At 72.4% G+C, this 23157-nt stretch carries 19 protein-coding genes and 1 pseudogene; 14 read left to right on the forward strand and 6 right to left on the reverse strand.

Features of this window, described 5'->3' with window-relative positions:
• Positions 1–64 precede the first annotated feature (64 nt).
• From ACH4U7_RS24730 to ACH4U7_RS24760, 7 genes are all read left to right on the forward strand, one after another.
• On the forward strand, positions 65–1774 hold the full coding sequence (locus ACH4U7_RS24730) for an acyclic terpene utilization AtuA family protein (RefSeq protein ID WP_398530015.1): 1710 nt from the start codon (positions 65–67) through the stop codon (positions 1772–1774).
• Positions 1771–3369 (forward strand): acyl-CoA carboxylase subunit beta, encoded by a 1599-nt coding sequence (locus tag ACH4U7_RS24735; RefSeq protein WP_398530016.1) that lies wholly within the window; start codon positions 1771–1773, stop codon positions 3367–3369. Before ACH4U7_RS24730 ends, ACH4U7_RS24735 begins: the two co-directional genes overlap by 4 nt.
• A gap of 24 nt (positions 3370–3393) precedes the next feature.
• Entirely contained in the window at positions 3394–5328 is a 1935-nt protein-coding gene (locus ACH4U7_RS24740; RefSeq protein WP_398530017.1) for an acetyl/propionyl/methylcrotonyl-CoA carboxylase subunit alpha, read from the forward strand.
• Between the two features lie 187 nt (positions 5329–5515).
• A complete protein-coding gene (locus ACH4U7_RS24745; RefSeq protein ID WP_398530018.1) occupies positions 5516–6673 on the forward strand; it encodes an acyl-CoA dehydrogenase family protein in 1158 nt (385 codons plus the stop codon).
• A gap of 57 nt (positions 6674–6730) precedes the next feature.
• Positions 6731–8317, forward strand: a complete 1587-nt coding sequence (locus ACH4U7_RS24750) for a 4-coumarate--CoA ligase family protein (RefSeq protein WP_398530019.1) — start codon at positions 6731–6733, stop codon at positions 8315–8317.
• Positions 8314–9189 (forward strand): enoyl-CoA hydratase family protein, encoded by an 876-nt coding sequence (locus ACH4U7_RS24755; RefSeq protein ID WP_398530020.1) that lies wholly within the window; start codon positions 8314–8316, stop codon positions 9187–9189. Before ACH4U7_RS24750 ends, ACH4U7_RS24755 begins: the two co-directional genes overlap by 4 nt.
• Entirely contained in the window at positions 9186–9851 is a 666-nt protein-coding gene (locus ACH4U7_RS24760) for a TetR/AcrR family transcriptional regulator (protein WP_398530021.1), read from the forward strand. The genes ACH4U7_RS24755 and ACH4U7_RS24760 overlap by 4 nt, the downstream gene beginning before the upstream one ends.
• Here ACH4U7_RS24760 and ACH4U7_RS24765 read toward each other — a convergent pair.
• Entirely contained in the window at positions 9848–10948 is a 1101-nt protein-coding gene (locus ACH4U7_RS24765) for a citrate synthase 2 (RefSeq protein ID WP_398530022.1), read from the reverse strand. The genes ACH4U7_RS24760 and ACH4U7_RS24765 overlap by 4 nt on opposite strands.
• Before the next feature lie 275 nt (positions 10949–11223).
• Between ACH4U7_RS24765 and pdxH the strand changes: the two genes are divergently transcribed.
• Both pdxH and ACH4U7_RS24775 read left to right on the forward strand, forming a co-directional pair.
• Positions 11224–11922 (forward strand): pyridoxamine 5'-phosphate oxidase, encoded by a 699-nt coding sequence (gene pdxH, locus ACH4U7_RS24770; RefSeq protein ID WP_398530023.1) that lies wholly within the window; start codon positions 11224–11226, stop codon positions 11920–11922.
• 426 nt (positions 11923–12348) lie between these two features.
• Positions 12349–13950 (forward strand): PAS domain-containing protein, encoded by a 1602-nt coding sequence (locus tag ACH4U7_RS24775; RefSeq protein WP_398530024.1) that lies wholly within the window; start codon positions 12349–12351, stop codon positions 13948–13950.
• A gap of 42 nt (positions 13951–13992) precedes the next feature.
• Here ACH4U7_RS24775 and ACH4U7_RS24780 read toward each other — a convergent pair whose 3' ends face one another.
• Positions 13993–14748: an SIS domain-containing protein gene (locus tag ACH4U7_RS24780; RefSeq protein ID WP_398530025.1), complete on the reverse strand. Its 756-nt coding sequence runs from the start codon at positions 14746–14748 to the stop codon at positions 13993–13995.
• Between the two features lie 242 nt (positions 14749–14990).
• On the opposite strand from ACH4U7_RS24780, the gene ACH4U7_RS24785 reads away from it, so the two are divergent.
• Both ACH4U7_RS24785 and ACH4U7_RS24790 read left to right on the forward strand, forming a co-directional pair.
• Positions 14991–15683 (forward strand): metal-dependent transcriptional regulator, encoded by a 693-nt coding sequence (locus ACH4U7_RS24785; protein WP_014177453.1) that lies wholly within the window; start codon positions 14991–14993, stop codon positions 15681–15683.
• A gap of 781 nt (positions 15684–16464) precedes the next feature.
• Positions 16465–17334, forward strand: coding sequence for an alpha/beta fold hydrolase (locus tag ACH4U7_RS24790; protein ID WP_398530236.1), 870 nt, complete (start codon positions 16465–16467; stop codon positions 17332–17334).
• A 20-nt stretch (positions 17335–17354) separates the two neighbouring features.
• Here ACH4U7_RS24790 and ACH4U7_RS24795 read toward each other — a convergent pair whose 3' ends face one another.
• The gene (locus ACH4U7_RS24795) at positions 17355–18044 is read right to left on the reverse strand and encodes an SRPBCC family protein (RefSeq protein WP_398530026.1); all 690 of its coding nucleotides are present in this window, start codon (positions 18042–18044) and stop codon (positions 17355–17357) included.
• Between the two features lie 64 nt (positions 18045–18108).
• Positions 18109–19142 (reverse strand): annotated as a pseudogene (locus ACH4U7_RS24800) (medium chain dehydrogenase/reductase family protein).
• A gap of 153 nt (positions 19143–19295) precedes the next feature.
• Between ACH4U7_RS24800 and ACH4U7_RS24805 the strand changes: the two are divergent.
• Complete coding sequence (locus ACH4U7_RS24805; protein WP_398530027.1) at positions 19296–19949, forward strand: TetR/AcrR family transcriptional regulator; 654 nt, start codon at positions 19296–19298, stop codon at positions 19947–19949.
• Positions 19950–19953: 4 nt separating this feature from the next.
• Here ACH4U7_RS24805 and ACH4U7_RS24810 read toward each other — a convergent pair whose 3' ends face one another.
• Positions 19954–20394, reverse strand: coding sequence for a hypothetical protein (locus ACH4U7_RS24810; RefSeq protein WP_398530028.1), 441 nt, complete (start codon positions 20392–20394; stop codon positions 19954–19956).
• Positions 20395–20575: 181 nt separating this feature from the next.
• Between ACH4U7_RS24810 and ACH4U7_RS24815 the strand changes: the two genes are divergently transcribed.
• Positions 20576–21826 carry a sensor histidine kinase gene (locus tag ACH4U7_RS24815; protein ID WP_398530029.1) on the forward strand — a complete coding sequence of 417 codons (1251 nt, stop codon included), beginning with the start codon at positions 20576–20578 and terminating at the stop codon, positions 21824–21826.
• A complete protein-coding gene (locus ACH4U7_RS24820) occupies positions 21811–22458 on the forward strand; it encodes a LuxR C-terminal-related transcriptional regulator (protein ID WP_398530030.1) in 648 nt (215 codons plus the stop codon). Before ACH4U7_RS24815 ends, ACH4U7_RS24820 begins: the two co-directional genes overlap by 16 nt.
• Here the strand turns inward: ACH4U7_RS24820 and ACH4U7_RS24825 are convergent.
• The gene (locus tag ACH4U7_RS24825; protein ID WP_398530031.1) at positions 22455–23150 is read right to left on the reverse strand and encodes an NAD(P)-dependent oxidoreductase; all 696 of its coding nucleotides are present in this window, start codon (positions 23148–23150) and stop codon (positions 22455–22457) included. The genes ACH4U7_RS24820 and ACH4U7_RS24825 overlap by 4 nt on opposite strands.
• Positions 23151–23157: the final 7 nt, after the last annotated feature.

Consider the following 23157-nt stretch of genomic DNA (forward strand, 5'->3'; position numbering starts at 1 on the left):
GTGCGTCGTGGGGCACCGGGCGGGCGCCCGAGGGTCTCGTCGCGCGCGGCGCCTGGGGCGGCGCGTGACCCCGGCGCCCGCGCCCCTCCGCATCGGCAACTGCTCCGGCTTCTACGGCGATCGCTTCGACGCCATGCGCGAGATGCTGACCGACGGCCCCCTCGACGTGCTGACCGGCGACTATCTCGCCGAGCTGACCATGCTCATCCTCGGCCGGGAGCGCCAGAAGGACCCGGCGCGCGGCTACGCCACCACCTTCCTCCGCCAGCTCGACGACACCCTGCCCCTCGCCCTGGAGCGCGGCGTGCGGATCGTCAGCAACGCGGGCGGGCTCAATCCGGCCGGGCTAGCGGACGCGATACGTACCGCCGCCGACAAGCAGGGCCTCGCCGCCCGCATCGCCCACGTCACCGGCGACGATGTCCGCACCTCCCACGACTGGCCGCAGCACACCCTCACCGCCAACGCCTACCTCGGCGGCGCCGGAATCACCGCGGCCCTCCGCTCCGGCGCCGATGTCGTCGTCACCGGGCGGGTGACCGACGCCGCGCTGGTCACCGGGCCCGCCGCCGCGCACTTCGGGTGGCGGGCGGACGACTGGGACGCGCTCGCCGGGGCGGTGGTGGCCGGGCACATTCTGGAGTGCGGGGCACAGGCCACCGGTGGCAATTACGCCTTCTTCAGAGAGCATGACGTACGCCGCCCCGGCTTCCCGCTGGCCGAGATCCACCCCGACGGCTCCTGCGTGATCACCAAACACCCGGGCACGGGCGGCGCGGTGACCGTCGGCACCGTCACCGCCCAGCTCCTCTACGAGACGGCGGGCGCACGCTACGCCGGGCCGGACGTCACCGCCCGGCTCGACACCGTACGGCTGACCCAGGACGGCCCCGACCGAGTCCGAGTCCACGGGGTGAAGGGCGAGCCGCCCCCGCCGTCGCTCAAGGTGGGCCTCACCCGTATCGGTGGCTGGCGCAACGAGGTCGTGTTCGTGCTCACCGGCCTCGATATCCACCCCAAAGCCGCCCTCGTACGCGACCAGATGGAGGCGGCCCTCACCAAAGGCTCCCAGCGCCGCCCCGCCGAGGTGCGCTGGACCCTGGCCCGCACGGACCACCCCGACGCCGACACCGAAGAGGCCGCCAGCGCCCTGCTCCGCCTCACCGTCCGCGATCCGGACCCGGAGAAGATCGGCCGGGCGGTCAGCGGCGCCGCCGTGGAGCTGGCGCTGGCCGGGTACCCCGGCTTCCATGTCACCGCGCCGCCCGGCAAGGGCTCACCGTACGGCGTGTTCGAGGCCGCGTACGTGCCCGCCGCCGACGTCCCGCACACCGCCGTGCTCCCCGACGGCACCAGTACGCCCATCCCCGCACCCCTCACGTCCACCCCCCTCGCCCCCGTCCCCGAACCGCCCCTGCCGCCCCCGCTCCCGCCCGGCCGCGCCACCCGCCGTGCCCCGCTCGGCCTGGTCGCCGGGGCCCGTAGCGGGGACAAGGGCGGGGCCGCGAACGTCGGGGTCTGGGCCCGCAGTGACGACGCCTGGCGCTGGCTGGTCCACACCCTCACCACGGACCGCTTCCGCGCGCTGCTCCCCGAGACCGAAGAGCTGCCCGTCACCCGCCACACCCTCCCCGCCCTGCGCGCACTCAACTTCGTCGTGGACGGCCTCCTCGGCGAGGGCGTCGCCGCCCAGGCCCGGTTCGATCCGCAGGCCAAGGCCGTCGGCGAGTGGCTGCGCTCGCGTCACCTCGACATACCGGAGGAATTGCTTTGACCGTCCTCGCCTCCGCCCTCGACCCCCACGGCGCCGACTACGCCGCCCACCGCGAGGCGATGCTCACCAAGCTCGCCGAGCTCGAGACCGAGCACGCAAAGGCCCTCGCCGGAGGCGGCGAGAAGTACGTCGCCCGCCACCGCAAGCGCGGCAAGCTCCTCGCCCGCGAGCGCATCGAGCTGCTGCTCGACCCCGACACACCCTTCCTCGAACTCTCCCCGCTCGCCGCCTGGGGCAGCGACTACCCCGTCGGCGCCTCGGTCGTCACCGGCATCGGCGTCATCGAGGGCGTCGAGTGCCTGATCAGCGCCAACGACCCGACCGTACGGGGCGGGGCCAGCAACCCCTGGACCCTCAAGAAGTCCCTGCGCGCCCATGAGATAGCCCGCGCCAACCGCCTGCCGGTCATCAGCCTCGTCGAGTCCGGCGGCGCCGATCTCCCCAGCCAGAAGGAGATCTTCATCCCGGGCGGCGCCATGTTCCGCGATCTGACCCGGCTGTCCGCCGACGGAATCCCCACCGTCGCCGTCGTCTTCGGCAACTCCACGGCCGGAGGCGCGTACATCCCCGGGATGTCCGACCACGTGATCATGGTCAAGGAGCGGTCGAAGGTTTTCCTCGGCGGGCCGCCCCTGGTCAAGATGGCCACCGGCGAGGAGAGCGACGACGAATCCCTCGGCGGCGCCGAAATGCACGCCCGCACCTCCGGCCTCGCCGACTACTTCGCCCTCGACGAGCCCGACGCCATCCGCCAGGCCCGCCGCGTCGTCGCCCGCCTCAACTGGCGCAAGGCGCACCCCGACCCGGGCCCTGCCGAGGCCCCGAAATACGACCCCGACGAACTCCTGGGCATCGTCCCCGGCGACCTCAAGACCCCCTTCGACCCCCGTGAGGTCATCGCCCGCATCGTCGACGCCTCCGACTTCGACGAGTTCAAGCCGCGCTACGGCCCCAGCCTCGCCACCGGCTGGGCCACCCTCCACGGCTATCCGATCGGGATCCTCGCCAACGCCCAGGGCGTGCTGTTCTCGGCCGAGTCCCAGAAGGCCGCCCAGTTCATCCAGCTCGCCAACCAGCGGGACATCCCGCTGCTCTTCCTCCACAACACCACCGGCTACATGGTGGGCCGCGAGTACGAGCAGGGCGGGATCATCAAACACGGCGCCATGATGATCAACGCGGTCTCCAACTCCCGCGTCCCCCACCTCTCCGTCCTCATCGGCGCCTCGTACGGCGCCGGCCACTACGGCATGTGCGGCCGGGCCTACGACCCCCGCTTCCTCTTCGCCTGGCCCAGCGCCAAGTCGGCCGTCATGGGACCCCAGCAGCTGGCCGGCGTCCTGTCGATCGTCGCCCGCCAGTCCGCGGCCGCCAAGGGCCAGCCGTACGACGAGGACGCCGACGCCGCCCTGCGCGCCATGGTGGAGCAGCAGATCGAGTCCGAATCGCTGCCCCTGTTCCTCTCCGGGCGGCTGTACGACGACGGCGTCGTCGACCCCCGCGACACCCGCACCGTCCTCGGCCTGTGCCTCTCCGCGATCCACACCGCCCCCGTCGAGGGCGCGCGCGGCGGCTTCGGCGTCTTCCGGATGTGAGATGTGAGTAACCCCGTGATATCCGTGATCCGATCCCTCCTCGTCGCCAACCGCGCGGAGATCGCCCGCCGTATCTTCCGCACCTGCCGCGAACTCGGCATCGCCACCGTCGCCGTACACTCCGACCCCGACGCCGCCGCGCCCCATGTACGCGAGGCCGACGCGGCCGTACGGCTCCCCGGTGCCACGCCCGCCGACACCTATCTGCGCGCCGACCTCATCGTCAAGGCCGCCCTCGCGGCCGGGGCCGACGCCGTCCACCCCGGCTACGGCTTCCTCTCCGAGAACGCCGACTTCGCGCGCGCCGTCATCGACGCGGGCCTGCGGTGGATCGGGCCGCCGCCCGAGGCGATCGAGGCCATGGCCTCCAAGACCCGCGCCAAGGACCTCATGGGCGCCGCCGGCGTCCCGCTCCTCGCCCCCGTCGACCCCGGCCAGGCCACACCCGACGACCTGCCCCTGCTCGTCAAGGCGGCGGCGGGCGGCGGCGGGCGCGGGATGCGTGTGGTCCACGACCTGGCGGCCCTCCAGGCCGAGTTGACCTCCGCCCGCGCGGAGGCGCTGTCCGCCTTCGGCGACGCGGAGGTGTTCCTGGAGCCGTACGTCGAGGGCGCCCGCCATGTCGAGGTGCAGATCCTCGCCGACGCACACGGCGAAGTGTGGGCGCTGGGCACCCGCGACTGCTCCCTCCAGCGCCGCCACCAGAAGGTCATCGAGGAGGCCCCGGCCCCCGGGCTGACCGACGAGTTGCGCCACGCCCTCGACGAGGCGGCGGTCGGCGCGGCGCGCGCGATCGGGTACCGGGGGGCGGGGACGGTGGAGTTCCTGGTGGGGCGGGACGGGCGGCCGTACTTCCTGGAGATGAACACCCGGCTGCAGGTGGAGCACCCGGTGACGGAGTGCGTGTACGGGGTGGACCTGGTGGCGCTGCAACTACGCGTCGCCGAAGGCGAACCCCTGCCCGCCCAGCCGCCCCAGCCCCACGGCCACGCGGTGGAGGGCCGCCTGTACGCGGAGGACCCGGCGGCGGGGTGGCGCCCGGGGACGGGCACGATGCACCGGCTGGCCGTGGCGGAGGGCCCGGGGCTGCGCGTCGACTCGGGGCTCGCCGACGGCGACGACATCACCGTCCACTACGACCCGATGCTCGCCAAGGTCATCGCTCGGGCCCCCACCCGGGCCGAAGCCGTACGCCGCCTCGCACACGCCCTGGAGCGGGCCCGGCTGCACGGGCCGGTCACCAACCGGGATCTGCTCGTACGCGCCCTGCGCCACCCCGAGTTCCAGGACGCCCGCATGGACACGGGCTTCCTCGAACGGCACCTCAAGGAGCTGACCACTGCCACCGACGAGACGACGGCTCCCCTCGCCGCCCTAGCCGCCGCCCTGTCCGACGCGGCACAACGGCCCGGGACCGTGGCCGGGCGGCTAGGCGGGTGGCGCAACGTACCGTCGCAGCCGCAGCTCAAGACCTACCGCTCGGAGCCCGACGGCACCGAACACGAGGTCCGCTACCGCCTGACCCGCGACGGCCTGATCGCGGACGACCACCCGAACACCCGCCTGCTCGAGTTCAACCCCCATCAGGCCGTCTTGGAGATCGATGGCGTACGCCGGACGTTCGACGTCGCCGCCTACGGCGAAGAGGTGTACGTCGACTCGCCCCTCGGCGCCCACGCCTTCACCGCCCTGCCCCGCTTCCCCGACCCCACGGCCCGTACTGAACCGGGCTCGCTGCTGGCCCCCATGCCGGGCACGGTCGTGCGCCTCGCCGAGGTGGCGGTCGGCGACCGGGTCGAGGCGGGGCAGCCGATTCTGTGGCTGGAGGCCATGAAGATGGAACACCGGGTCACGGCGCCCGCCGCCGGTGTGCTCTCCGCGCTGCATGCCACCCCGGGCCGGCAGGTCGAGGTCGGGGCGGTATTGGCGGTGGTGGTGGCGGAGGGGGATGAGACGTGAGGGGACGGGGGTGCAGGGGTGGTGCCCTGGACGCTTACGCATATTTGTGGCGCCAAGTTCCGGCTCGCTCCGCGCTTCGGGGCACCGGCGCCGTAAATATGCGGTCCAGGGTGACAGCCCCGGAGGCCCCGGCCCCGCCCCGTACACCGCACCGCAACCAGTAGCCCGCCCCCGGGAGGAGCCGCACATGACCCACGACCCGAGCACCAGCCCCCTGATAGACGGCCCCGAACGCACCGCCCTCCGCTCCGCCGTAGCGGACTTCGCCAAGCGCCGCGGGGGCGAGAAAGCGGACCCTGACGCCCTCTGGGCCGAGGCCGGCAAGCTCGGCTATCTCGGCGTGAACCTGCCCGAGGAGTACGGCGGCGGAGGCGGCGGCATCGCCGAGCTGTCCATCGTGCTGGAGGAGTTGGGCGCGGCCGGCTGCCCGCTGCTGATGCTCATCGTCTCGCCCGCGATCTGCGGCACGGTGATCGCCCGCTTCGGTACGGAGGAGCAGAAGCGCGCCTGGCTGCCGGGTCTGGCGGACGGCAGCAAGACGATGGCGTTCGGCATCACGGAGCCCGACGCCGGGTCCAACTCGCACCGCATCACGACCACGGCCCGCCGCGCCCCCGACGGCGGTTGGCTGCTGACCGGCCGGAAGGTGTTCATCTCGGGCGTGGACATCTCGGACGCGACGCTGATCGTGGGCCGTACGGAGGACGCGCGGACGGGCAAGCTCAAGCCGTGTCTGTTCATCGTGGAGCGCGGGGCGCCCGGCTTCTCGTACCGGCACATCCCGATGGAGCTCGCAGCGGCGGAGAAGCAGTTCGAGGTGGTGCTCGACGATGTGCCGCTGCCGGCCGGGGCGCTGGTGGGGGACGAGGACGCGGGGCTGCTGCAACTGTTCGCGGGGCTCAACCCGGAGCGGATCATGACGGCGGCGTTCGCGCTGGGCATGGGCCGGTACGCGCTGGCGAAGGCGGTGGAGTACGCGCGCGTACGCCAGGTGTGGAAGGAGCCGATCGGCGCGCACCAGGCCGTGGCGCATCCGCTCGCGCAGGCCCATATCGAAGTGGAGCTCGCGCGGTTGATGATGGCCAAGGCGGCCCACCTCTACGACGCGGGCGACGACGCGGGCGCGGGGGAGGCGGCGAACATGGCGAAGTACGCGGCGGGGGAGGCGGCGGTGAAGGCGGTGGACCAGGCGGTGCACACGCTGGGCGGGAACGGCCTGACGGTGGAGTACGGGCTGGCGAAGCTGGTCACGGCCGCACGGGTGGCGCGGATCGCGCCGGTCAGCCGGGAGATGATCCTCAACTTCGTCTCGCACCAGACGCTGGGGCTGCCCAAGTCGTACTGACGCTGACGGACCAGAACGTCAGGACTTCGGACTTCAGGACTTACGGAGGGATCCGCGATGGCGTGGCGCAGTGAGTACCCGGATGTCCCGCTCTTGGACCTGCCCATCCACGAGGCCGTACTGGCGCGGGCGAGCAGCGAGTTCGGCGAGCTGCCCGCGCTGGTCGACGGGGTGGGCGGCGCGGCGCTGAGCTACGCGGAGCTGGACCGCGCCACGCGGCGGCTCGCGGCGGCGTTCGCGGAGGCGGGGGTGCGCCAGGGGGATGTGGTGGCGCTGCACAGCCCCAACTCGGTGCTGTACCCGGTGGTGCTCTACGCCGTGACGCGCGCGGGCGCGGCGGTGACCACGGTGCATCCGCTGGCGACGGCGGACGAGTTCGCGGCGCAGCTGCGCGATGCGAAGGCGGAGTGGATCGTCACCACCTCGGCGCTGCTGGGTGTGGCCCGGCGCGCCGGGGAGCGGGCGGGCGGGGTGCGCGAGGTGTTCGTCTGCGATGCGGCGCCGGGGCACAGGTCGATCGGGGACATGCTGGAGTGCACGGCGCCCGAGCCGGTGGTGGAGATCGACCCGGGCGAGGACGTCGCGGTGCTGCCGTACTCGTCGGGGACGACAGGCACCCCCAAGGGCGTGATGCTGACGCATCGCAACCTGGCCACGAATCTGGCGCAGCTGCATCCGGTGGTGCCGACGGGGCCCGGGGAGCGGATCCTGGCGGTGCTGCCGTTCTTCCATATCTACGGTTTGACGGCGCTGGTGAACGCGCCGCTGCGGGAAGGCGCGACGGTGATCGTACTGCCGCGCTTCGATGTGGAGAAGTTTCTCGCGGCGATCCAGGAGCACCGGGCGACCGCGCTGTACGTGGCGCCGCCGATCGTGCTGGCCCTCGCCAAACACCCGGCGGTCGCCGGATACGACCTGTCGTCGCTTCGGTATGTGATGAGCGCGGCAGCGCCGCTGGACGCCGAGCTGGCCCAGGCGTGCGCACGGCGGCTGGGGATCCCGCTGCTGCTGCAGGCGTTCGGGATGACGGAGCTGTCGCCGGGCTGCCATATGGTGCCGCGCCATGCGCGGGACGTGCCGCCTGGCACGGTCGGCAAGCTGCTGCCGAGCACCGAGATGCGCATCGTGGAGACGGCGGGGGAGCGGCGGGACCTGCGGGTCGGGGAGGACGGCGAGATCCTGATCCGGGGGCCGCAGGTGATGAAGGGGTATCTGGGCCGGGCGGCGGAGTCGGAGGCGATGGTCGACGCGGAGGGCTGGCTGCGGACCGGCGACGTCGGGCATGTGGACGCCGACGGCTGGCTGTATGTGGTGGACCGGGTCAAGGAACTGATCAAGTACAAGGGGTACCAGGTCGCCCCCGCCGAGCTGGAGGCCGTGCTGCTCGCCCATGAGGCGATCGTGGACGCGGCGGTGGTCGGGGTCTACGACGCGGACGGCAACGAGATCCCCAAGGCGTATGTGGTGCTCGGGCCGGGGGCCGAGCTGTCGGGGGACGAAGTGATCGATTACGTTGCCGGGCGGGTGGCCCCGTACAAGAAGGTGCGCCGTGTGGAGTTCACGGACGCCGTGCCGCGCTCGGCCACCGGCAAGATCCTCAGGCGTGAGCTGCGCGCCAGGGAAGGGAGTACGACGGCCTCATGACCGATGCGCCACCACCTCTCGTACGGCACGCGTACGCACGCGGCATCACCACGCTGACCCTCGACTCGCCGCACAACCGCAACGCGCTCTCCAGGCGGCTGGTAGCCGAGCTGAGCGAGGCGCTGACGGCGGCCGGGCGGGACGCGGGCACGCGGGCGGTGCTGCTGACCCACACCGGCACCACGTTCTGCGCGGGCGCGGATCTGAGCGAGCCGCCCACGCGGTCGGCGGCGCTGAACCTGGTCGCGCTGTTGCGGTCGATCGTGGAGTTGCCGAAGCCGGTGGTGGCCCGGGTGACCGGGCATGTCAGGGCGGGCGGTCTGGGGCTGCTGGGCGCGTGTGACATCGCGGCGGCGGGCGGGGGCGCGAGTTTCGCCTTCACCGAGGCCCGGCTGGGGCTCGCGCCCGCGATGATCTCCATACCGCTGCTGCCCCGGCTGGACCCGCGCGCGGCGGCCCGCTACTACCTGACGGGGGAGCGGTTCGACGCGGCCGAGGCGGCGCGGATCGGCCTGGTGACCGTGGGGACTCCGGCGGGAGACCCGACAGCAGACCCGGCGGGAGATGTCGACGAGCTGCTGGCGCCGGTCCTCGACGGGCTGCGGCGCGGCTCCCCGCAGGGGCTCGCCGAGTCCAAGCGGCTGGTCACGGCGGAGGTGCTGGCGGCCTTCGCCCGGGAGACGGACCGGCTGGCGGAGCGGTCCGCGGCGCTGTTCGCCTCGGCCGAGGCCCGCGAGGGCATGACGGCCTTCCTGGAGCGACGGGATCCGGCGTGGGTGTCGGACCTGGCGGCGGGTGACCCGGCGGGGAAAGAACCGGCGGAGGGTGACCCGGCAGGGCAAAGCGCGCCCCGCGGCGGGGAGGCGCGGTGACCCCGGCGCGTACCCTGCCGCGTACCGCGCTGCGCGACCCCAAGCAGGACCGCAGCCGTGCCACCCGCCGGCGGCTGCTGGAGGCTGCCGTGGCCTGCCTGGCCGAGCACGGCTGGACCCGGTCCACGGTGGCGGTGGTGGCCGGGCGGGCCGGGGTGTCGCGGGGCGCGGCCCAGCACCACTTCCCGACCCGCGAGGACCTGTTCACGGCCGCGGTGGAGCACGTCGCCACCGAGCGCTCGGCCGCCCTGCGCGCCCTGCACGCACGCGAGCGGGAGCGCGAACGGGCGGAGGAACGCGGTGGGGAGGCCGGGGGCTCGACCCGGGTCGCGGACGTGGCCGAGGTCCTGGTCGATCTGTACACCGGCCCGCTGTTCCGGGCCGCGCTCCAGCTGTGGGTGGTGGCCTCGTACGAGGAACAGCTCGGCGCGCGCGTGGCCGCCCTGGAGGCGCGGATCGGCCGGGAGACCCACCGGATGGCGGTGGAGCTCCTGGGCGCCGACGAGAGCGTGCCGGGCGTACGGGAGTCCGTTCAGGGCTTCCTGGACATGGCCCGCGGCCTCGGGCTCGCCAACATCCTCACCGACGACCGCGCCCGCCGCGACCGGGTGGTGGCGCAGTGGGCGCGGATCCTCGACGGCGCGCTGCGCGCTCCGCGCTAGCGGGTGGTGTCCCCGAAGCCCTCGATGTCGTGCGGGCTGCGCGGGCCGGGGCCGGTGTAGCGGGCGGAGGGGCGTACGAGGCGGCCGGTGCGCTTCTGCTCCAGGATGTGCGCGCTCCACCCGGCGGTGCGGGCGCAGGTGAACATGGAGGTGAACATGTGCGCCGGGACCTCCGCGAAGTCCAGGACGATGGCCGCCCAGAACTCGACGTTGGTGGCCAGCACCCGGTCCGGCCGCCGGTTGTGCAGCTCGTCCAGGGCCGCCCGCTCCAGTGCCTCGGCGACCTCGAAGCGCGGCGCGCCCAGGTCCCGGGCGGTGCGCCGCAGCACACGGGCGCGCGGGTCCTCGGCGCGGTAGACGCGGTGCCCGAAGCCCATCAGCCGCTCGCCGCGGTCCAGGGCCCGCTTGACGTACGCGGTGGCGTCGCCGGTGCGCTCGATCTCCTCGATCATGTGCAGCACACGGGAGGGCGCGCCGCCGTGCAGCGGCCCCGACATGGCGCCGACCGCCCCGGAGAGCGCGGCGGCGACATCGGCGCCGGTGGAGGCGATGACGCGGGCGGTGAAGGTCGAGGCGTTCATGCCGTGCTCGGCGGCCGAGGTCCAGTACGCGTCGACGGCGGCGATGTGCTTGGGGTCGGGCTCGCCGCGCCAGCGCCGCATAAAGCGCTCCACGACGGTCTCCGCCTTGTCGATCTCCCGCTGCGGGACCATCGGCAGGCCCTGGCCGCGGGCCGACTGGGCGACGTACGACAGCGCCATCACGGCCGCGCGCGCCAGGTCCTCGCGGGCCTGTGCCTCGTCGATGTCCAGCAGCGGTTTCAGGCCCCAGACGGGCGCGAGCATGGCCAGCGCGGACTGCACATCGACGCGGATGTCGCCGGAGTGGACCGGGATGGGGAACGGCTCGGCCGCGGGCAGACCGGGGTTGAACGCGCCGTCGACCAGCAGCCCCCACACGTTCCCGAAGGAGACATGGCCCACCAGGTCCTCGATGTCCACGCCTCGATAGCGGAGCGCGCCGCCCGCCCTGTCGGGTTCGGCGATCTCCGTCTCGAACGCGATGACTCCTTCGAGTCCGGGTACGAAGTCGGACATCAGGCGGCTCCTCGTGCGCGGCTCGCGGTCCGTACCGGTCACCCTGGTGATGCCCCGTGCGGACGAGTGTCATCCGGCCGCGCCGGGTACGCGACCGTACGGCCTGCGCGACTGGCGATGGTCTGCCACAGTCTGGTCTCTGAGGTACCCCCGGGGAAGCGTGAGAAGCGGCACACGTCCCGTCACCCGCGGAAAGGGTTACCGGGCGACCGGAAGGGGGAGGGGATTCGCCCGTACGGGGCAGTACTTGAGGCGCGGCGTTGATGTTGCAAGATATGCGCGTGCCTCACGTTGACCCGCAATTCTCGGCGCGTCCGGCCGCGCGCACCTACGACCCGGCCGCCATGCGCGAGCACTACCGCGCGGAGGGGATCGCCGAGCGCGAGCTCGCGGCCGATCCGTACGAGCAGTTCACGCGGTGGTTCGAGCAGGCCGTGGCGAGCGGTCTGTTCGAGCCCAACGCCATGGTGGTCTCGACGGCGGACGCCGCCGGGCGGCCCAGCTCCCGCACGGTGCTGATGAAGAGCTTCGACACGCGCGGATTCGTCTTCTACACCAACTACAACTCGCGCAAGGGCCGTGAGCTCACCGAGAACCCGTATGTCTCGCTGCTCTTCCCCTGGCACCCGATCGCCCGCCAGGTCATCATCACCGGCACGGCGCGGCGGACCGGCCGGGACGAGACGGCGGCGTACTTCAGGACCCGGCCGCACGGATCGCAGCTGGGGGCGTGGGCGAGCGCGCAGTCCTCGGTGGTGGGCTCGCGGGAGGAGCTGGACCGGGCGTACGGCGAGCTGGCGGACCGCTATCCGCCGGGGGAGCAGGTGCCGGTGCCGCCGGAGTGGGGCGGCTTCCGGGTGGTGCCGGACGCGGTGGAGTTCTGGCAGGGCCGGGAGAACCGGCTGCACGACCGGCTGCGGTACGTCCCGGGCCCGGGCGGCGAGGGCTGGCGGGTGGAGCGCCTGAGCCCGTAGCGGGCGGTGGGAGCGGGGGCCGTGGCGGGCGGTGGGAGCGGGGGCTCGCGGCGGGACAAATGGGCAGAAATGGGGGAGGAACGGGGGAAACGGGGGGTGAAAACGCAGACGACCCGTGGGTCTTTCCCCTGCGCCGTGAGGCGCGAGGGGGCCGGTCGGACGTACCGGCGACCCACGGGTCGGGTGACTGCTTGGGATTGGCCGGCTGCGCACATCTCTCGTGCGCCTGTCCGGCGAATGCGCTGAGCGCGACGACGGACTGCTAGCCCGCAGTCACCTCACGCGTCCGGATTTGATACATCTGCCGAACCACCTCCCTTCTCGTGTGCCCCACACCCTAAGAACCGGTCCGCCACACCACAAGTGAATTTCCGGGACGCAACGATTTAGCGGAATCCGGTGTGGCGCGTGTCACGTTCGAGTTGAATGTCACGGCGTGCACCACCGCACGCGGCCGTGGCTGCCAGGTCAACCAGGGGGTGTCCGGTGAGCGCTTCGCGACGTTCCGAGCCCGCACAGCCGGCTCGTGCCGTGCCATCCGCTCCGACGCAGCCGCGAGCCGGCGAGGCCGGGCCGCCGGGGCCCGCGGCCGACTCGGAGGACGATTCGGGGCTGCTCGCCGCGCTGCTCGACGGCATGGACGCGGCCCTGTGCGCCTTCGACGCCGAGGGCACCGTCACCCACTGGAACCGCGAGGCCGAGCGCATCCTCGGCTGGTCGGCGCGGGAGGCCGTCGGCCGTAAGGGGCTCGCGGGGTGGGCGGTGCGCGCGGCGGACGCGCGCGAGGTGGAGGCGCGGCTGATGGCCGCGATGGACGCCCAGGGGCGCCAGGTGCACGAGTTCGCGCTGCTGACCAAGGACGGCGGCCGGGTCCTGGTGCGCACCCAGTCCTCGGCGGTGCCGCGGGCGGACGGGCGGCCGGGCGGGGTGTACTGCGCGTTCAGCGAGGTGCATACGCAGATCGACCTGGAGCGTTCGATAGCGCTCAGCGAGGCCCTGCTCGACGACGCCTCGTGGAACGTGGTCCTGGTCGACGCCGATCTGCGCCCCGCGATCGTCAACAAGAACGCGGCGCGCGCGCTGCGCACGGGCCGTACGGCGGCGCTGGGGCGCCCGCTGGGAGAACTGCTCGACCAGGGCCTCGAGGAGCTGGAGAGCGCGCTCCAGCACGTCCTGGCGGAGGGCGCGCCCCCGGCGCCCACGGAGCTGTGGGTGAGCCTGCGGGAAGCCGGTGAGGGCTTCAGAGGTTTACGGAGCGGCGCAAGCAAAGACGGAGCGGGCGGCGGGGCCGGTGACGGCGCCGCCGCGCGGCGCTGCTGGCGCAGCGGCTTTCTGCGGCTGGCCTCGCCGCTGGCGGAGGAGCCGGTGCCGCTCGGCGTGGCGTGGATCTTCCAGGACGTGACGGAGCTCAAGCGCCACGAGATGGACGGCTCGCGGCTGCGCTTCCGCGGCAATCAGCTGCACCGGGCGGCGCGCGCGGCGGCCGAATGCGAGGACCCGGCCGAGGCGGCCACCGTCCACCTGGACTTCGCGCTCGCGGGCTTCGCCGACCACGCCCTGATCGACCTGGTCCTGGAGGCCCCGCCGGGCGGCCGGCCCGGCGGCCCCGGCCCGGACCGGGGCGGTCCTGACCGGGTCGGCCCGGACCGCCCCCGCCTGGTGCGGGCGGCGGCGACGCCGAGCGGTGCCCCAGGGCCCTGCCCGGCGATCGTCGCGGGAGGCATTCCGCTGGCCTATACGGAGAGCCATCCGGCGATCCAGGCGGCCGAGCGCTGCGGGTCGGTGCGGGTCAGCGCGAGCCGTGCGGAGGAGGCGGCCGCCACCGGGTGGGCGGCGGCCCGCAAGTGGCCCGACGGCACGGTCCACGGCCTGTGCACGGCGCTCCGCAGCCGTGGCCGCACCCTCGGCGTGGTCACTTTCCTGCGCGCCTCGGGCCGCCGCCCCTTCGACCGTGGGGACGCCGTGTACGCGGAGGACGTCGCCGCCCGCGTCGCCGCCGCCCTGGACCTCGCACAGCAGCTGGGGTAGCTCGGTCGGCGCCCGGGGTCTCTGCGGTGGCTCAGCGGCGTCTCAGCGGTGGTAGAAGATCCGGTCGCCGTACTCGGTCATGACCTGCCTGTTCCAGTCGTGGCCCCCGTCCACGTTGCCCGAGCGCAGCATCGGCGGGTCGATGCCGCGCGCGGCCAGCTCCCCCGCCGCCGTGGCGATCACGGCCTGCATCAGGGCGGAGGTGACGACCGTGGAGGCGGGGGCGAAGGGCGCCCCGACGCCGTCGGCGGTCAGCTCGGCGTCGCCGACCGCGATCTTGCTGTCGAGGACCAGATCGCAGTGGTCCTTCAGGAAGTCCCCGGAGTGGTGCCGCGAGGCGGTGGCGGTGGCGTACGCGACGGAGGTCACGCCGATCACCTTGAGGCCGAGCGACCGCGCGTGCATCGCCATCTCCACGGGCACCGGGTTGCGCCCGGACAGCGAGATGATGAACAGCAGGTCGCCCGCGCGCGCCGGGCTGTTGTCCAGGACGACACCGGCCAGCCCGTCGACGCGCTCCAGGGCGCTGCCGAGCGTGGCGGGCATCACGTCGACGCCGACCATCCCCGGGATCGGGAGCAGATTCATCAGGGCCAGGCCGCCCGCGCGGTAGACGACGTCCTGGGCGGGCAGCGAGGAGTGGCCGGCGCCGAAGGCGAAGAGCCGGCCGCCCGCGGCGGCGGTCTCGGCGACCAGGGCGCCCGCCGCGCCGATGGCCTCGGCCTCCTCGTCGCGTACTCGCTGCAGCAGGCCGATGGCGGCGTCGAAGTACTGCCCGGCGAGCTTGCTCTCGCTCATCCCCGAGTGGCCCCTTCTGTTGGTGGTGGTCCGTGGTCCGTGGTCTGTGGTCGGTGCCGCGTGGCGCGGATCACGTTGGGCCGTCGGTCAGGTCGCTGTCAATACTGGGTCGACTCCAGTTCGACTCCTGGCCGCATTGACGGGCACGGCCGGGTACGGCGATGCCGGACTCGGCCCCGTTGTCGGCGCGATGCGTCAGAATTGGGGTCAGGGCCACCGCACGACACATTCGAGGGGCACGCATGTCCGGACTCATCGACACTACGGAGATGTATCTCCGCACCATCCTCGAGCTGGAGGAGGAGGGTGTCGTCCCGATGCGCGCCCGTATCGCGGAGCGGCTCGACCAAAGCGGTCCGACGGTCAGCCAGACCGTGGCCCGCATGGAGCGGGACGGTCTGGTGAGGGTCGCCGGCGACCGTCACCTGGAGTTCACGGAGGAGGGCCGCCGCCTGGCGACCCGCGTGATGCGCAAGCACCGGCTCGCTGAGTGTCTGCTGGTCGACGTGATCGGGCTGGAGTGGGAGCAGGTGCACGCCGAGGCCTGCCGCTGGGAGCATGTGATGAGCGAGGCGGTGGAGCGGCGGGTGCTGGAGCTGCTGCGCCACCCCACCGAGTCGCCGTACGGGAACCCGATCCCGGGCCTGGAGGAGCTGGGCGAGAAGGCGGAGGTCGATCCGTTCCTGGACGACAGCATGGTGAGCCTGCGCGAGCTGGAGCCGGGCAGCGAGGGCAAGACGGTGGTCGTGCGCCGGATCGGCGAGCCGATCCAGATGGACGCCCAGCTGATGTACACGCTGCGCCGGGCGGGTGTGCAGCCGGGCTCGGTGGTGAGCGTGACGGAGTCGCCGGGCGGGGTGCTGGTGGGCAGCAGCGGCGAGGCCGCCGAGCTGGACGCGGACATCGCCTCCCACGTCTTCGTCGCCAAGCGCTGAGCGTCGCCGAGCGCCGGGCTTCGCCGAGCGCTGGGCGACGCCGAGACTGAGCCTCGCCGAGACTGAGCCACAGCATGGGCTGAGCCGTGCCGAGCGCCGGGCTTCGCCGAGCGCTGGGCTTCGTGCCCGTACCACCGCTTCCGCCCCCGCACCCCCGTAACCCGCGCGACACGCTGACCGAATCGACCGGTTCGGCCGATTCGACCGTCGTGACCTGCGGCGACTGCTTTTCCTGACGTTTTCCGGATACCGGAGTTTGTGGAATTCGAGCGGTCGGGCCCGCCGCGTGCGACGCTGTCGCTGGGGCATATGCGCGAGCGCGCTCATGTGCCGAGGTGTGCAGGGGACCTGGGGTTGGGGCATTCGAGGTCTGCTCGTCTGCCTCCCCGGGTCGGGGGGAGGGGGCTCATATGGGCCTGACGGGCGGTGCTGCCCAGCGGGCGATCGACAGCGAGAAGAGCGAGGGCCCCGGCGCCTTGAATCGCCGGGGCCCTGCCTCCCCATGTCCCCCCTGTGGGCCCCCGACCCCACGGTCCGCTGTGACGCGGCCCGTACGGCCGGAGGCCCTGGCGACCCGGAGCCCCGAGCTCTCAGGGTCGGCCCCCGCGGACTCCCTTCCCCGAGCAGTCCGCCTCCCGCTAGCTGTCTCCCCTCGGTGCGGACGATCAATCCCTCGGTGCGGTCACTCGAACGAGGGGTGTTGTGTGGTCGTAACGGCGTGTTCGAATAAGAGTTCGATATCCTGGGGCTGGTCGAGGAGGGAATGGGGGTGCCAGAACACATGGTGCGGCGCATCGACGTGACGGGAGCCGGCGGCGTGCGGCTCGCCGCCTGGGAGTTCGCCGATCCGCCCAAGGCGGGCGGCGGCGCGCGGGTCTCGCATGGGCCGGGTGTTCTTCTGCTCCATGGCCTGATGGGCCGAGGGGCCCACTGGGCGCGGACCGCGCGCTGGCTGTCCACCCGCCATCGGGCCGTCGCCCTCGACCAGCGGGGTCATGGCCGCAGCGAGAAGCCCGCTGACGGCCCGTTCGACCGCGGCACCTATGTGGCCGACGCGGCGGCCGCGGTCGAGCAGCTTGGCCTGGCCCCCGTCACCCTCATCGGCCACTCCATGGGTGCGCTGACCGCCTGGCAGCTCGCCGCCCGCCGTCCCGATCTGGTCGCGGGCCTGGTGATCTGCGATATGCGGGCCTCCGCGCTGGGCTCCGCCTCGCAGGCGGAGTGGGCCCAGTGGTTCTCGTCCTGGCCGCTGCCGTTCGCGACCCTCGCCGATGTGCGCAAGTGGTTCGGCGAGGACGATCCGAGGCTGGAGCGGCCCAATCCGGCGCGGGGCGACTTCTTCGCCGAGATCATGGCCGAGCGCTCGGACGGCTGGCGCCCGGTCTTCTCCCGCCGCCAGATGCTCAAGGCCCGCGCGACCTGGGTCCATGACGCCCATTGGGAAGAGCTGGCGCTCGTGCAGTGCCCCACCCTCGTGGTGCGCGGCCTCGACGGTGAGTTGGGCCGGGCGGAGGCGCAGGAGATGGTGCGCGTCCTGCCGCGCGGTGAGTACGCGGAGGTGACGGACGCGGGCCATCTCGTCCACTACGACCAGCCGGAGGGCTGGCGCCGGGCCGTGGAGCCCTTCCTCGCCTCGGTGCTGCCCGCCTAGCTAGCCGTGTCATCGCCGTTTCACTGTGTGCGGGTGCGGGATTCGGCGGTGGTCTTGAGGTCGTGCAGCCAGGCTTCGAGGCCCGTACCGAGGGCCGCGGTCGCGGTGGGTATGTCGGCTTCGACCTGGCGGCCGGTCCAGGTCTCCTCGGTGTGGACGCGGACGCCGCCCTTGACCTTGGTGAAGGTCCACAGATGGACGCCCTCGTCAATGCGCAGCCCTTCACCGATCGCGGGCCCGCGCCACAGGATGCAGTGGTTGCGCTGGAGTTGCTGGACGGTGGAGGTGATCTCCAGGGTGGTGGCGGGGGTCGTCGGGGTGGCGGGCGCCGGGGTGGTCCACCTGAACTGCGAACCCTTGCGCAGCGGGCCGGGGTCGAGGCGCTTCATGGTGAGTACGGGGGGCTGCCAGGTCGGCCAGCGCTCCACATCGGTCTGGAGCTTGAAGACGGTGCTCAGCGGGGCCTTGATCACGACGTCGGACTGGTAGCGGATACGGGCGCTGGTGTCGACGCCTTCCCCGCGGCACTGGGAGGGGCCGTTGTGGTGGGTGGCGGAAGCCCGGGCCTGAGCGGGGGCGGCCTGGGCGGGCGGGAGGGCGGCCGCCAGGACGCCGACGATGGCGAGCGGGAGGGTGAGGGTGGCGGCACGTACGCCGGTCCGGGGCCGGGACCGCTGAGCGGATGAGTTCGACGGGCGGTTGCTGAACATGGCGTTCTCCTCGTGATGGGTGTGTGGGGCCGAACGTTCACGTGCTCGGGGTCGGCGCCGTGCGCTACGGGGTCAGGACGACCTTCCCGGCGACGGTGCCGGATTCGGCCAGCCGCAGGGCGTCGGCGACGCGGGTGAGCGGCAGTTCGGCGGCGATCTTGGCGGTGATGTCACCGCGCTGGAGGGCGGCGAAGACCTGGGTGAGGTCCGCGCGCAGCCGGGCCCGGAACCGGTTCTTGGCCAGGGCCCGTCCGGCCCAGGCGTTGTAGAAGTAGGCGTGGCGGCGGTTGGGCAGGGTGTTCCACAGCCAGACGCGGCCGAGGAGCTTGAGTACGGGCCACTGCTTGGAGCCCTGGTCGTCCCGGGTGGAGGCGGTGCCGTAGGAGACGAGGGTGCCGCCGGGCGCCAGAAGGCTCCAGGAGTCGCTGATGCCCCGGCCGCCGACGTGGTCGAAGACGGCGGCGACTCCGCCGGGGGCGACTCACGGATCCGCGCGGCGACATTCCCGGCGCGGTAGTCGACGGGGGTGACTCCCTGCTCCCGTAGGGCGGCGTGGTGGCGGGTGGACGCCGTGCCGATCACCTTCGCGCCCGCGGCGTGGGCGAGTTGGACCAGGACGGAGCCGACGCCGCCGTTGGCGCCGTGCACCACGACGGTCTGCCCCGCGCGGACCCGTGCCTTGCGGTGGAGCATCTGCCAGGCGGTGATCCCGTTGATGACCAGGGTCTCCGCCTCCGCCGCGGCGATCCCCTCGGGGACCTCCACCGCATCCGCCGCGTCCACGACCACGTAGTTGGCCCAGCCGCCGACCTTGATCAGCGCGGCCACCCGGGTCCCGGCCAGCTCCGGCTCGACGCCCTCGCCGATCGCCTCCACCGTGCCGACCAGGTCATAGCCCGGCACGAAGGGGAACGGCGGCTGGTCGTAGTAGCGGCCGCGGCGCATCTGCTGCTCGGCGAACGAGACCCCGGTCGCCTCCATCTTGATCACGACCTGCCCCGGACCTGGGGTCGGAACGGCTCCACCGCGCCGGATCTGCAGTCCTTCCGGCTCGACCGTGCCCGGCAGGACGACCTCGACGAGTCCCTCGGTGTTCATGACGACCTCCACTGCGCGCCCAGCGCCTAGCTATAAGACCTTGCGTTCGTTAGAAGTTATAACTGAGCGGCGAAGGGGGCGCAACAGGATCCGTGATAGCTTCTAACTAAATCTTGAAGCTGTAGTCGCGACGGTGTGGAAGGGCGGCAGGCCATGGCGGAAACGGGCACCACAACCCCGCGCGAGCGCTACCGCGCCCAGGTGCGTATGGAGGTCAAGAAGCGCGCGTGGGAACAGATCGCCACGGCGGGGGCGTCCGCGCTCTCCCTCAACGCGATCGCCAAGCAGATGGGCATGAGCGGACCCGCGCTCTACCGGTACTTCGCCAGCCGCGACGAGCTGATCACCGAGCTCATCAGGGACGCGTACCGAAGCCTGGCCGACACCATCCGCGCGGCGTCCGAGCAGTCAGGCGCCGACGTGGCCGCGCTGGCGCACGCCATGCGCGGCTGGGCCCTGGAGGACCCCCAGCGGTACTTCCTCATCTACGGCACGCCCATCCCGGGCTACCACGCGCCCGACGACACCACCGCCATCGCGGTCGAGATCATGGCGTCGATGCTCGACGCCTGGACCGCGCTGCCCCCGGACGGCCCGGCGACGCCATTCGACGCGCACCTCGAGGACCACCGGCAGTGGGCGGGCGGCCACCCCGCCCCGCCGGCGGTCCTCCATCAAGCACTGATCTTCTGGACCCGGCTGCACGGCGTCCTGTCCCTGGAACTCGCGGGCCAGTTCGGCGGGATGGGCTTCGACCCTGCCCTGCTCTTCGCGGCCGAACTGGACGGCCTGCTCGCAGGCCGCTGAAGGGTCAGCGCGCCTTGGGGAAGGCGGCGCGCAGTTCGGGCCGGTTGACGATGAACGCGGTGGGGGCGAGGGCGAGCGCGCCCGCGATCTGCAGCACGACGAACCACAGCGGGAGCGCGCCGGGGATGGAGTCGATCGCGATGATCGCGATCGGCACGACGACGGCGATGATGCGCACCCGTATATAGGCCCAGCGCGCGCCCCGCGCGGCGACGACGGCCAGCCAGTACGTCACGACGGCGCTCGCGAACATTCCGCCGGTGCGGCCCCACATGAACGACGTCACCTCGCGGCCCATGACCGAGAGGACGACGACCACGACGAGGACCGCGACACTGAACGCGCCGTAGACCACGACGAGTTTCCTCACCGTGTCGAAGGCTCGCCGGGTGTCCGGGCGGGTGGCGTGGTCGGTTGCGGCCGCGGTGCGGTTGGGAGTTTCCATGGCTCCTGCTTCCTCGGGCTGTCCGGTGTCGATTCGAAGCTAGGGAGCGCACGGCCGGGGCGGTATGCGCCTGGACGCACAGTGGGGTGGGCCTAGCCCCACTTCTGCGCTGACCTGGCCGGATTCGGACTTCCCGGGGCGCACAGTGGACTCACTGGGTCATGGAGTACGAAGGAGAATCATGAAACCGCTGGTGTCGTGGGTGACGAGCGCATGCGTGGGGTTTGCGCGGGCGTGCGTCGTGGTGGCGGTCGCCATGCTGGTCCCGGCCGTATGGGCGGCTGCCGTGGCGCTGTGGATCTGGTGGGGCGGAAACCCGTGGTCGTGGATAGGCCCGTTCGTATGGGCGAGTATCGGCACCGTCGCCCTGTCCCGCCCGGTCTGCCGGATGGTCCGTTTCCTCGTCGCGAAGTGGACGGGCACCGTCATCCCCGCCGGATACCGGGAGGCCACCCCGGTGACCCAGATGTCGACCGGGTACTGGTGGAACGGTTTCTCCTACTCGCGCACCAGCAAGGACGCCCGCCGGGAGCAGCGGTTGCGGCTCCGCTGGAGCGACCCCGCCACCTGGCGTGATCTGCGGTTCACGGCGATCGTGCCGATCACCATCGGTGTGATCGCGGCCATCCCGCCGGCCGGAGCCGTGGCGGCGGTCCTCGGCTTCAGTCAACCGGAGTCCGCTCAGGCCGGGGCGGTCGGCCTGGTCGTGGCCTTCGCCACCGCCCCGTACGCCTGGCGGTCCGTCGAGCCGGTGGCCGTACGCTTTCTGCGCCCGTCATCGGCGATGGCGCTGGCCGACCGGGTGGACGAGCTGACGGCCCAGCGCGCTGACACCACGATCGCGCAAGCCGCCGAGATCCGCCGGATCGAACGGGACCTGCACGATGGGGCGCAGGCACGCCTGGTCATCCTCGGGCTGTCCCTCGCGACCGCCGAGAAACTGATGGAAACCGACCCCGACCAGGCCAAGGCGCTGATGCGAGAGGCGCGGGTCGGCGCCGCCACCTCGCTGACCGAGCTCCGCGAACTGGTCCACGGCATCAACCCGCCGGTACTGAACGACCGGGGGCTCGTCGACGCCGTACGCACCCTGGCCATGGACAGCCCGCTGGAAACCAGCGTCAGCGCCGACGTTCAGCCGCGCCTGGAACCCCCGATCGAGTCCGCCCTGTACTTCGGAATCGCCGAACTGCTGACCAACGCGGTCAAGCACGCCCATGCGACCCGGGGCCGGATCGCCATCGCCCAGGACGACACCGGCATCGTCGTCGAAGTCGAGGACAACGGCCGGGGCGGGGCCGATGAGCGGGCCGGCGGCGGACTCGCGGGGCTGCGTCGCCGGATCGCGGTCTTCGACGGCACCCTGGAGATCACCAGCCCGGCGGGCGGTCCGACCCATGTGAGGATGATGGTGCCGTGCGCATCGTTGTAGCCGAAGACCTCTATCTCCTCCGCGACGGCATGGTCCGCCTCATCGAGGCGTGTGGACACGAGGTGGTGGCGACGGCGGCCACCGGACCCGACACGCTCGCCGCGCTGCTGACCTGGCGGCCGGATGTCGCCGTCGTCGACGTCCGCATGCCGCCGACCCAGTCGGACGAGGGCCTGCGGGCGGCGCTCGCCGCCCGCCGCGAGCTGCCCGGCCTGCCGGTACTGATCCTCTCTCAGTACGTCGAGCAGCTGTACGCCCGCGAACTCCTGGCCGACGGGGCGGGCGGCATCGGCTATTTCCTCAAGGAGAGCGTCTTCGACGCCGATCAGTTCATCGACGCTCTGGAGCGCGTCGCCGCCGGCGGTACCGCCATGGACCCGGCCGTCATCACCAAACTGCTCTCCAGCGGATCCTCGAACCGACGGCTGGAACGGCTCACGGAACGCGAGCACTCCGTGCTCAGCCTCATGGCCGAGGGGCTGTCCAACCAGGCCATCGCCCAGCGGCTCTTCCTCAGCGAGAGCGCCATCAGCAAATACACCACCTCGATCTTCGGCAAACTCGGCATCACCGACGACGACAACAACAATCGCCGTGTCCGGGCCGTCCTGACCTACCTCAACAAGCCCTAGCCCTTTGCGAGCGCTTCGTGGCGGACCCACCGGAGCAGGGTGGGGTTCTCGACGGTGGTGATCACGCCGACGGTGGTGCGGAGGCGGCGGTCGTCGTCCAGCAGGGCCAGCATGCTCGCGGCCAGGTCCACCCGGGCGGTGAACCTGCCGTCGGCGTGGCCCTCGACGACGGTGTAGTCGGTGACCGACGGCAGGTGGTAGAGCCCGCTCGGGCGGACGATCGTCCAGTCCAGATCGCTGGCCCGGACCAGCGTTTCCATCCGCCGCATATCGTCGTACAGCGTCTTGCCCAGCACCCGGGTCACATAGGGCAGAAGGACGCGGTTGAACAGGAACCCGCCATCGGAGTACGGGCGCGGGTCGACCCCGCTCGAACTGACCACGGCGAGCCGGCGCACCCGATGCCGTTGCATCGCGCCGACCATATGGGCCACTCCGCGCGAATAGGTGCTGATGGGTTCCTTCCCGGCGGGCACCCCGAGCGTCGACAGCACCGCGTCCCGCTCCGCCACGGCGGCGTCGACGGCCACCGGATCGAGCACATCGGCGCCGACCACCTCGAGCCGGTCGTGGTGGAGCGGAAACGAGTCCGGCTGCCGGGTCACCGCGGTGACCCGGTGTCCGGCGGCGAGTGCCTGGTCTGTGAGCAGGCGGCCGGTGGGGCCGTTGGCCCCGAAGACGGTGATGCGCATGGCGGCT

It is taken from the genome of Streptomyces sp. NPDC020845, assembly GCF_044334165.1.
GTDB lineage: Bacteria > Actinomycetota > Actinomycetes > Streptomycetales > Streptomycetaceae > Streptomyces.

Excerpts from the sequence above, each read along its gene's own strand:
- ACH4U7_RS24745 (WP_398530018.1), top strand. The coding sequence starts at position 5,516 with ATGACCCACGACCCGAGCACCAGCCCCCTGATAGACGGCCCCGAACGC.
- ACH4U7_RS24750 (WP_398530019.1), top strand. The coding sequence starts at position 6,731 with ATGGCGTGGCGCAGTGAGTACCCGGATGTCCCGCTCTTGGACCTGCCC.
- ACH4U7_RS24755 (WP_398530020.1), top strand. The coding sequence starts at position 8,314 with ATGACCGATGCGCCACCACCTCTCGTACGGCACGCGTACGCACGCGGC.
- ACH4U7_RS24765 (WP_398530022.1), bottom strand. The coding sequence starts at position 10,948 with ATGTCCGACTTCGTACCCGGACTCGAAGGAGTCATCGCGTTCGAGACG.
- pdxH (WP_398530023.1), top strand. The coding sequence starts at position 11,224 with ATGCGCGTGCCTCACGTTGACCCGCAATTCTCGGCGCGTCCGGCCGCG.
- ACH4U7_RS24775 (WP_398530024.1), top strand. The coding sequence starts at position 12,349 with ATGTCACGGCGTGCACCACCGCACGCGGCCGTGGCTGCCAGGTCAACC.
- ACH4U7_RS24780 (WP_398530025.1), bottom strand. The coding sequence starts at position 14,748 with ATGAGCGAGAGCAAGCTCGCCGGGCAGTACTTCGACGCCGCCATCGGC.
- ACH4U7_RS24785 (WP_014177453.1), top strand. The coding sequence starts at position 14,991 with ATGTCCGGACTCATCGACACTACGGAGATGTATCTCCGCACCATCCTC.
- ACH4U7_RS24790 (WP_398530236.1), top strand. The coding sequence starts at position 16,465 with ATGGTGCGGCGCATCGACGTGACGGGAGCCGGCGGCGTGCGGCTCGCC.
- ACH4U7_RS24795 (WP_398530026.1), bottom strand. The coding sequence starts at position 18,044 with ATGTTCAGCAACCGCCCGTCGAACTCATCCGCTCAGCGGTCCCGGCCC.
- ACH4U7_RS24805 (WP_398530027.1), top strand. The coding sequence starts at position 19,296 with ATGGCGGAAACGGGCACCACAACCCCGCGCGAGCGCTACCGCGCCCAG.
- ACH4U7_RS24810 (WP_398530028.1), bottom strand. The coding sequence starts at position 20,394 with ATGGAAACTCCCAACCGCACCGCGGCCGCAACCGACCACGCCACCCGC.
- ACH4U7_RS24815 (WP_398530029.1), top strand. The coding sequence starts at position 20,576 with ATGAAACCGCTGGTGTCGTGGGTGACGAGCGCATGCGTGGGGTTTGCG.
- ACH4U7_RS24825 (WP_398530031.1), bottom strand. The coding sequence starts at position 23,150 with ATGCGCATCACCGTCTTCGGGGCCAACGGCCCCACCGGCCGCCTGCTC.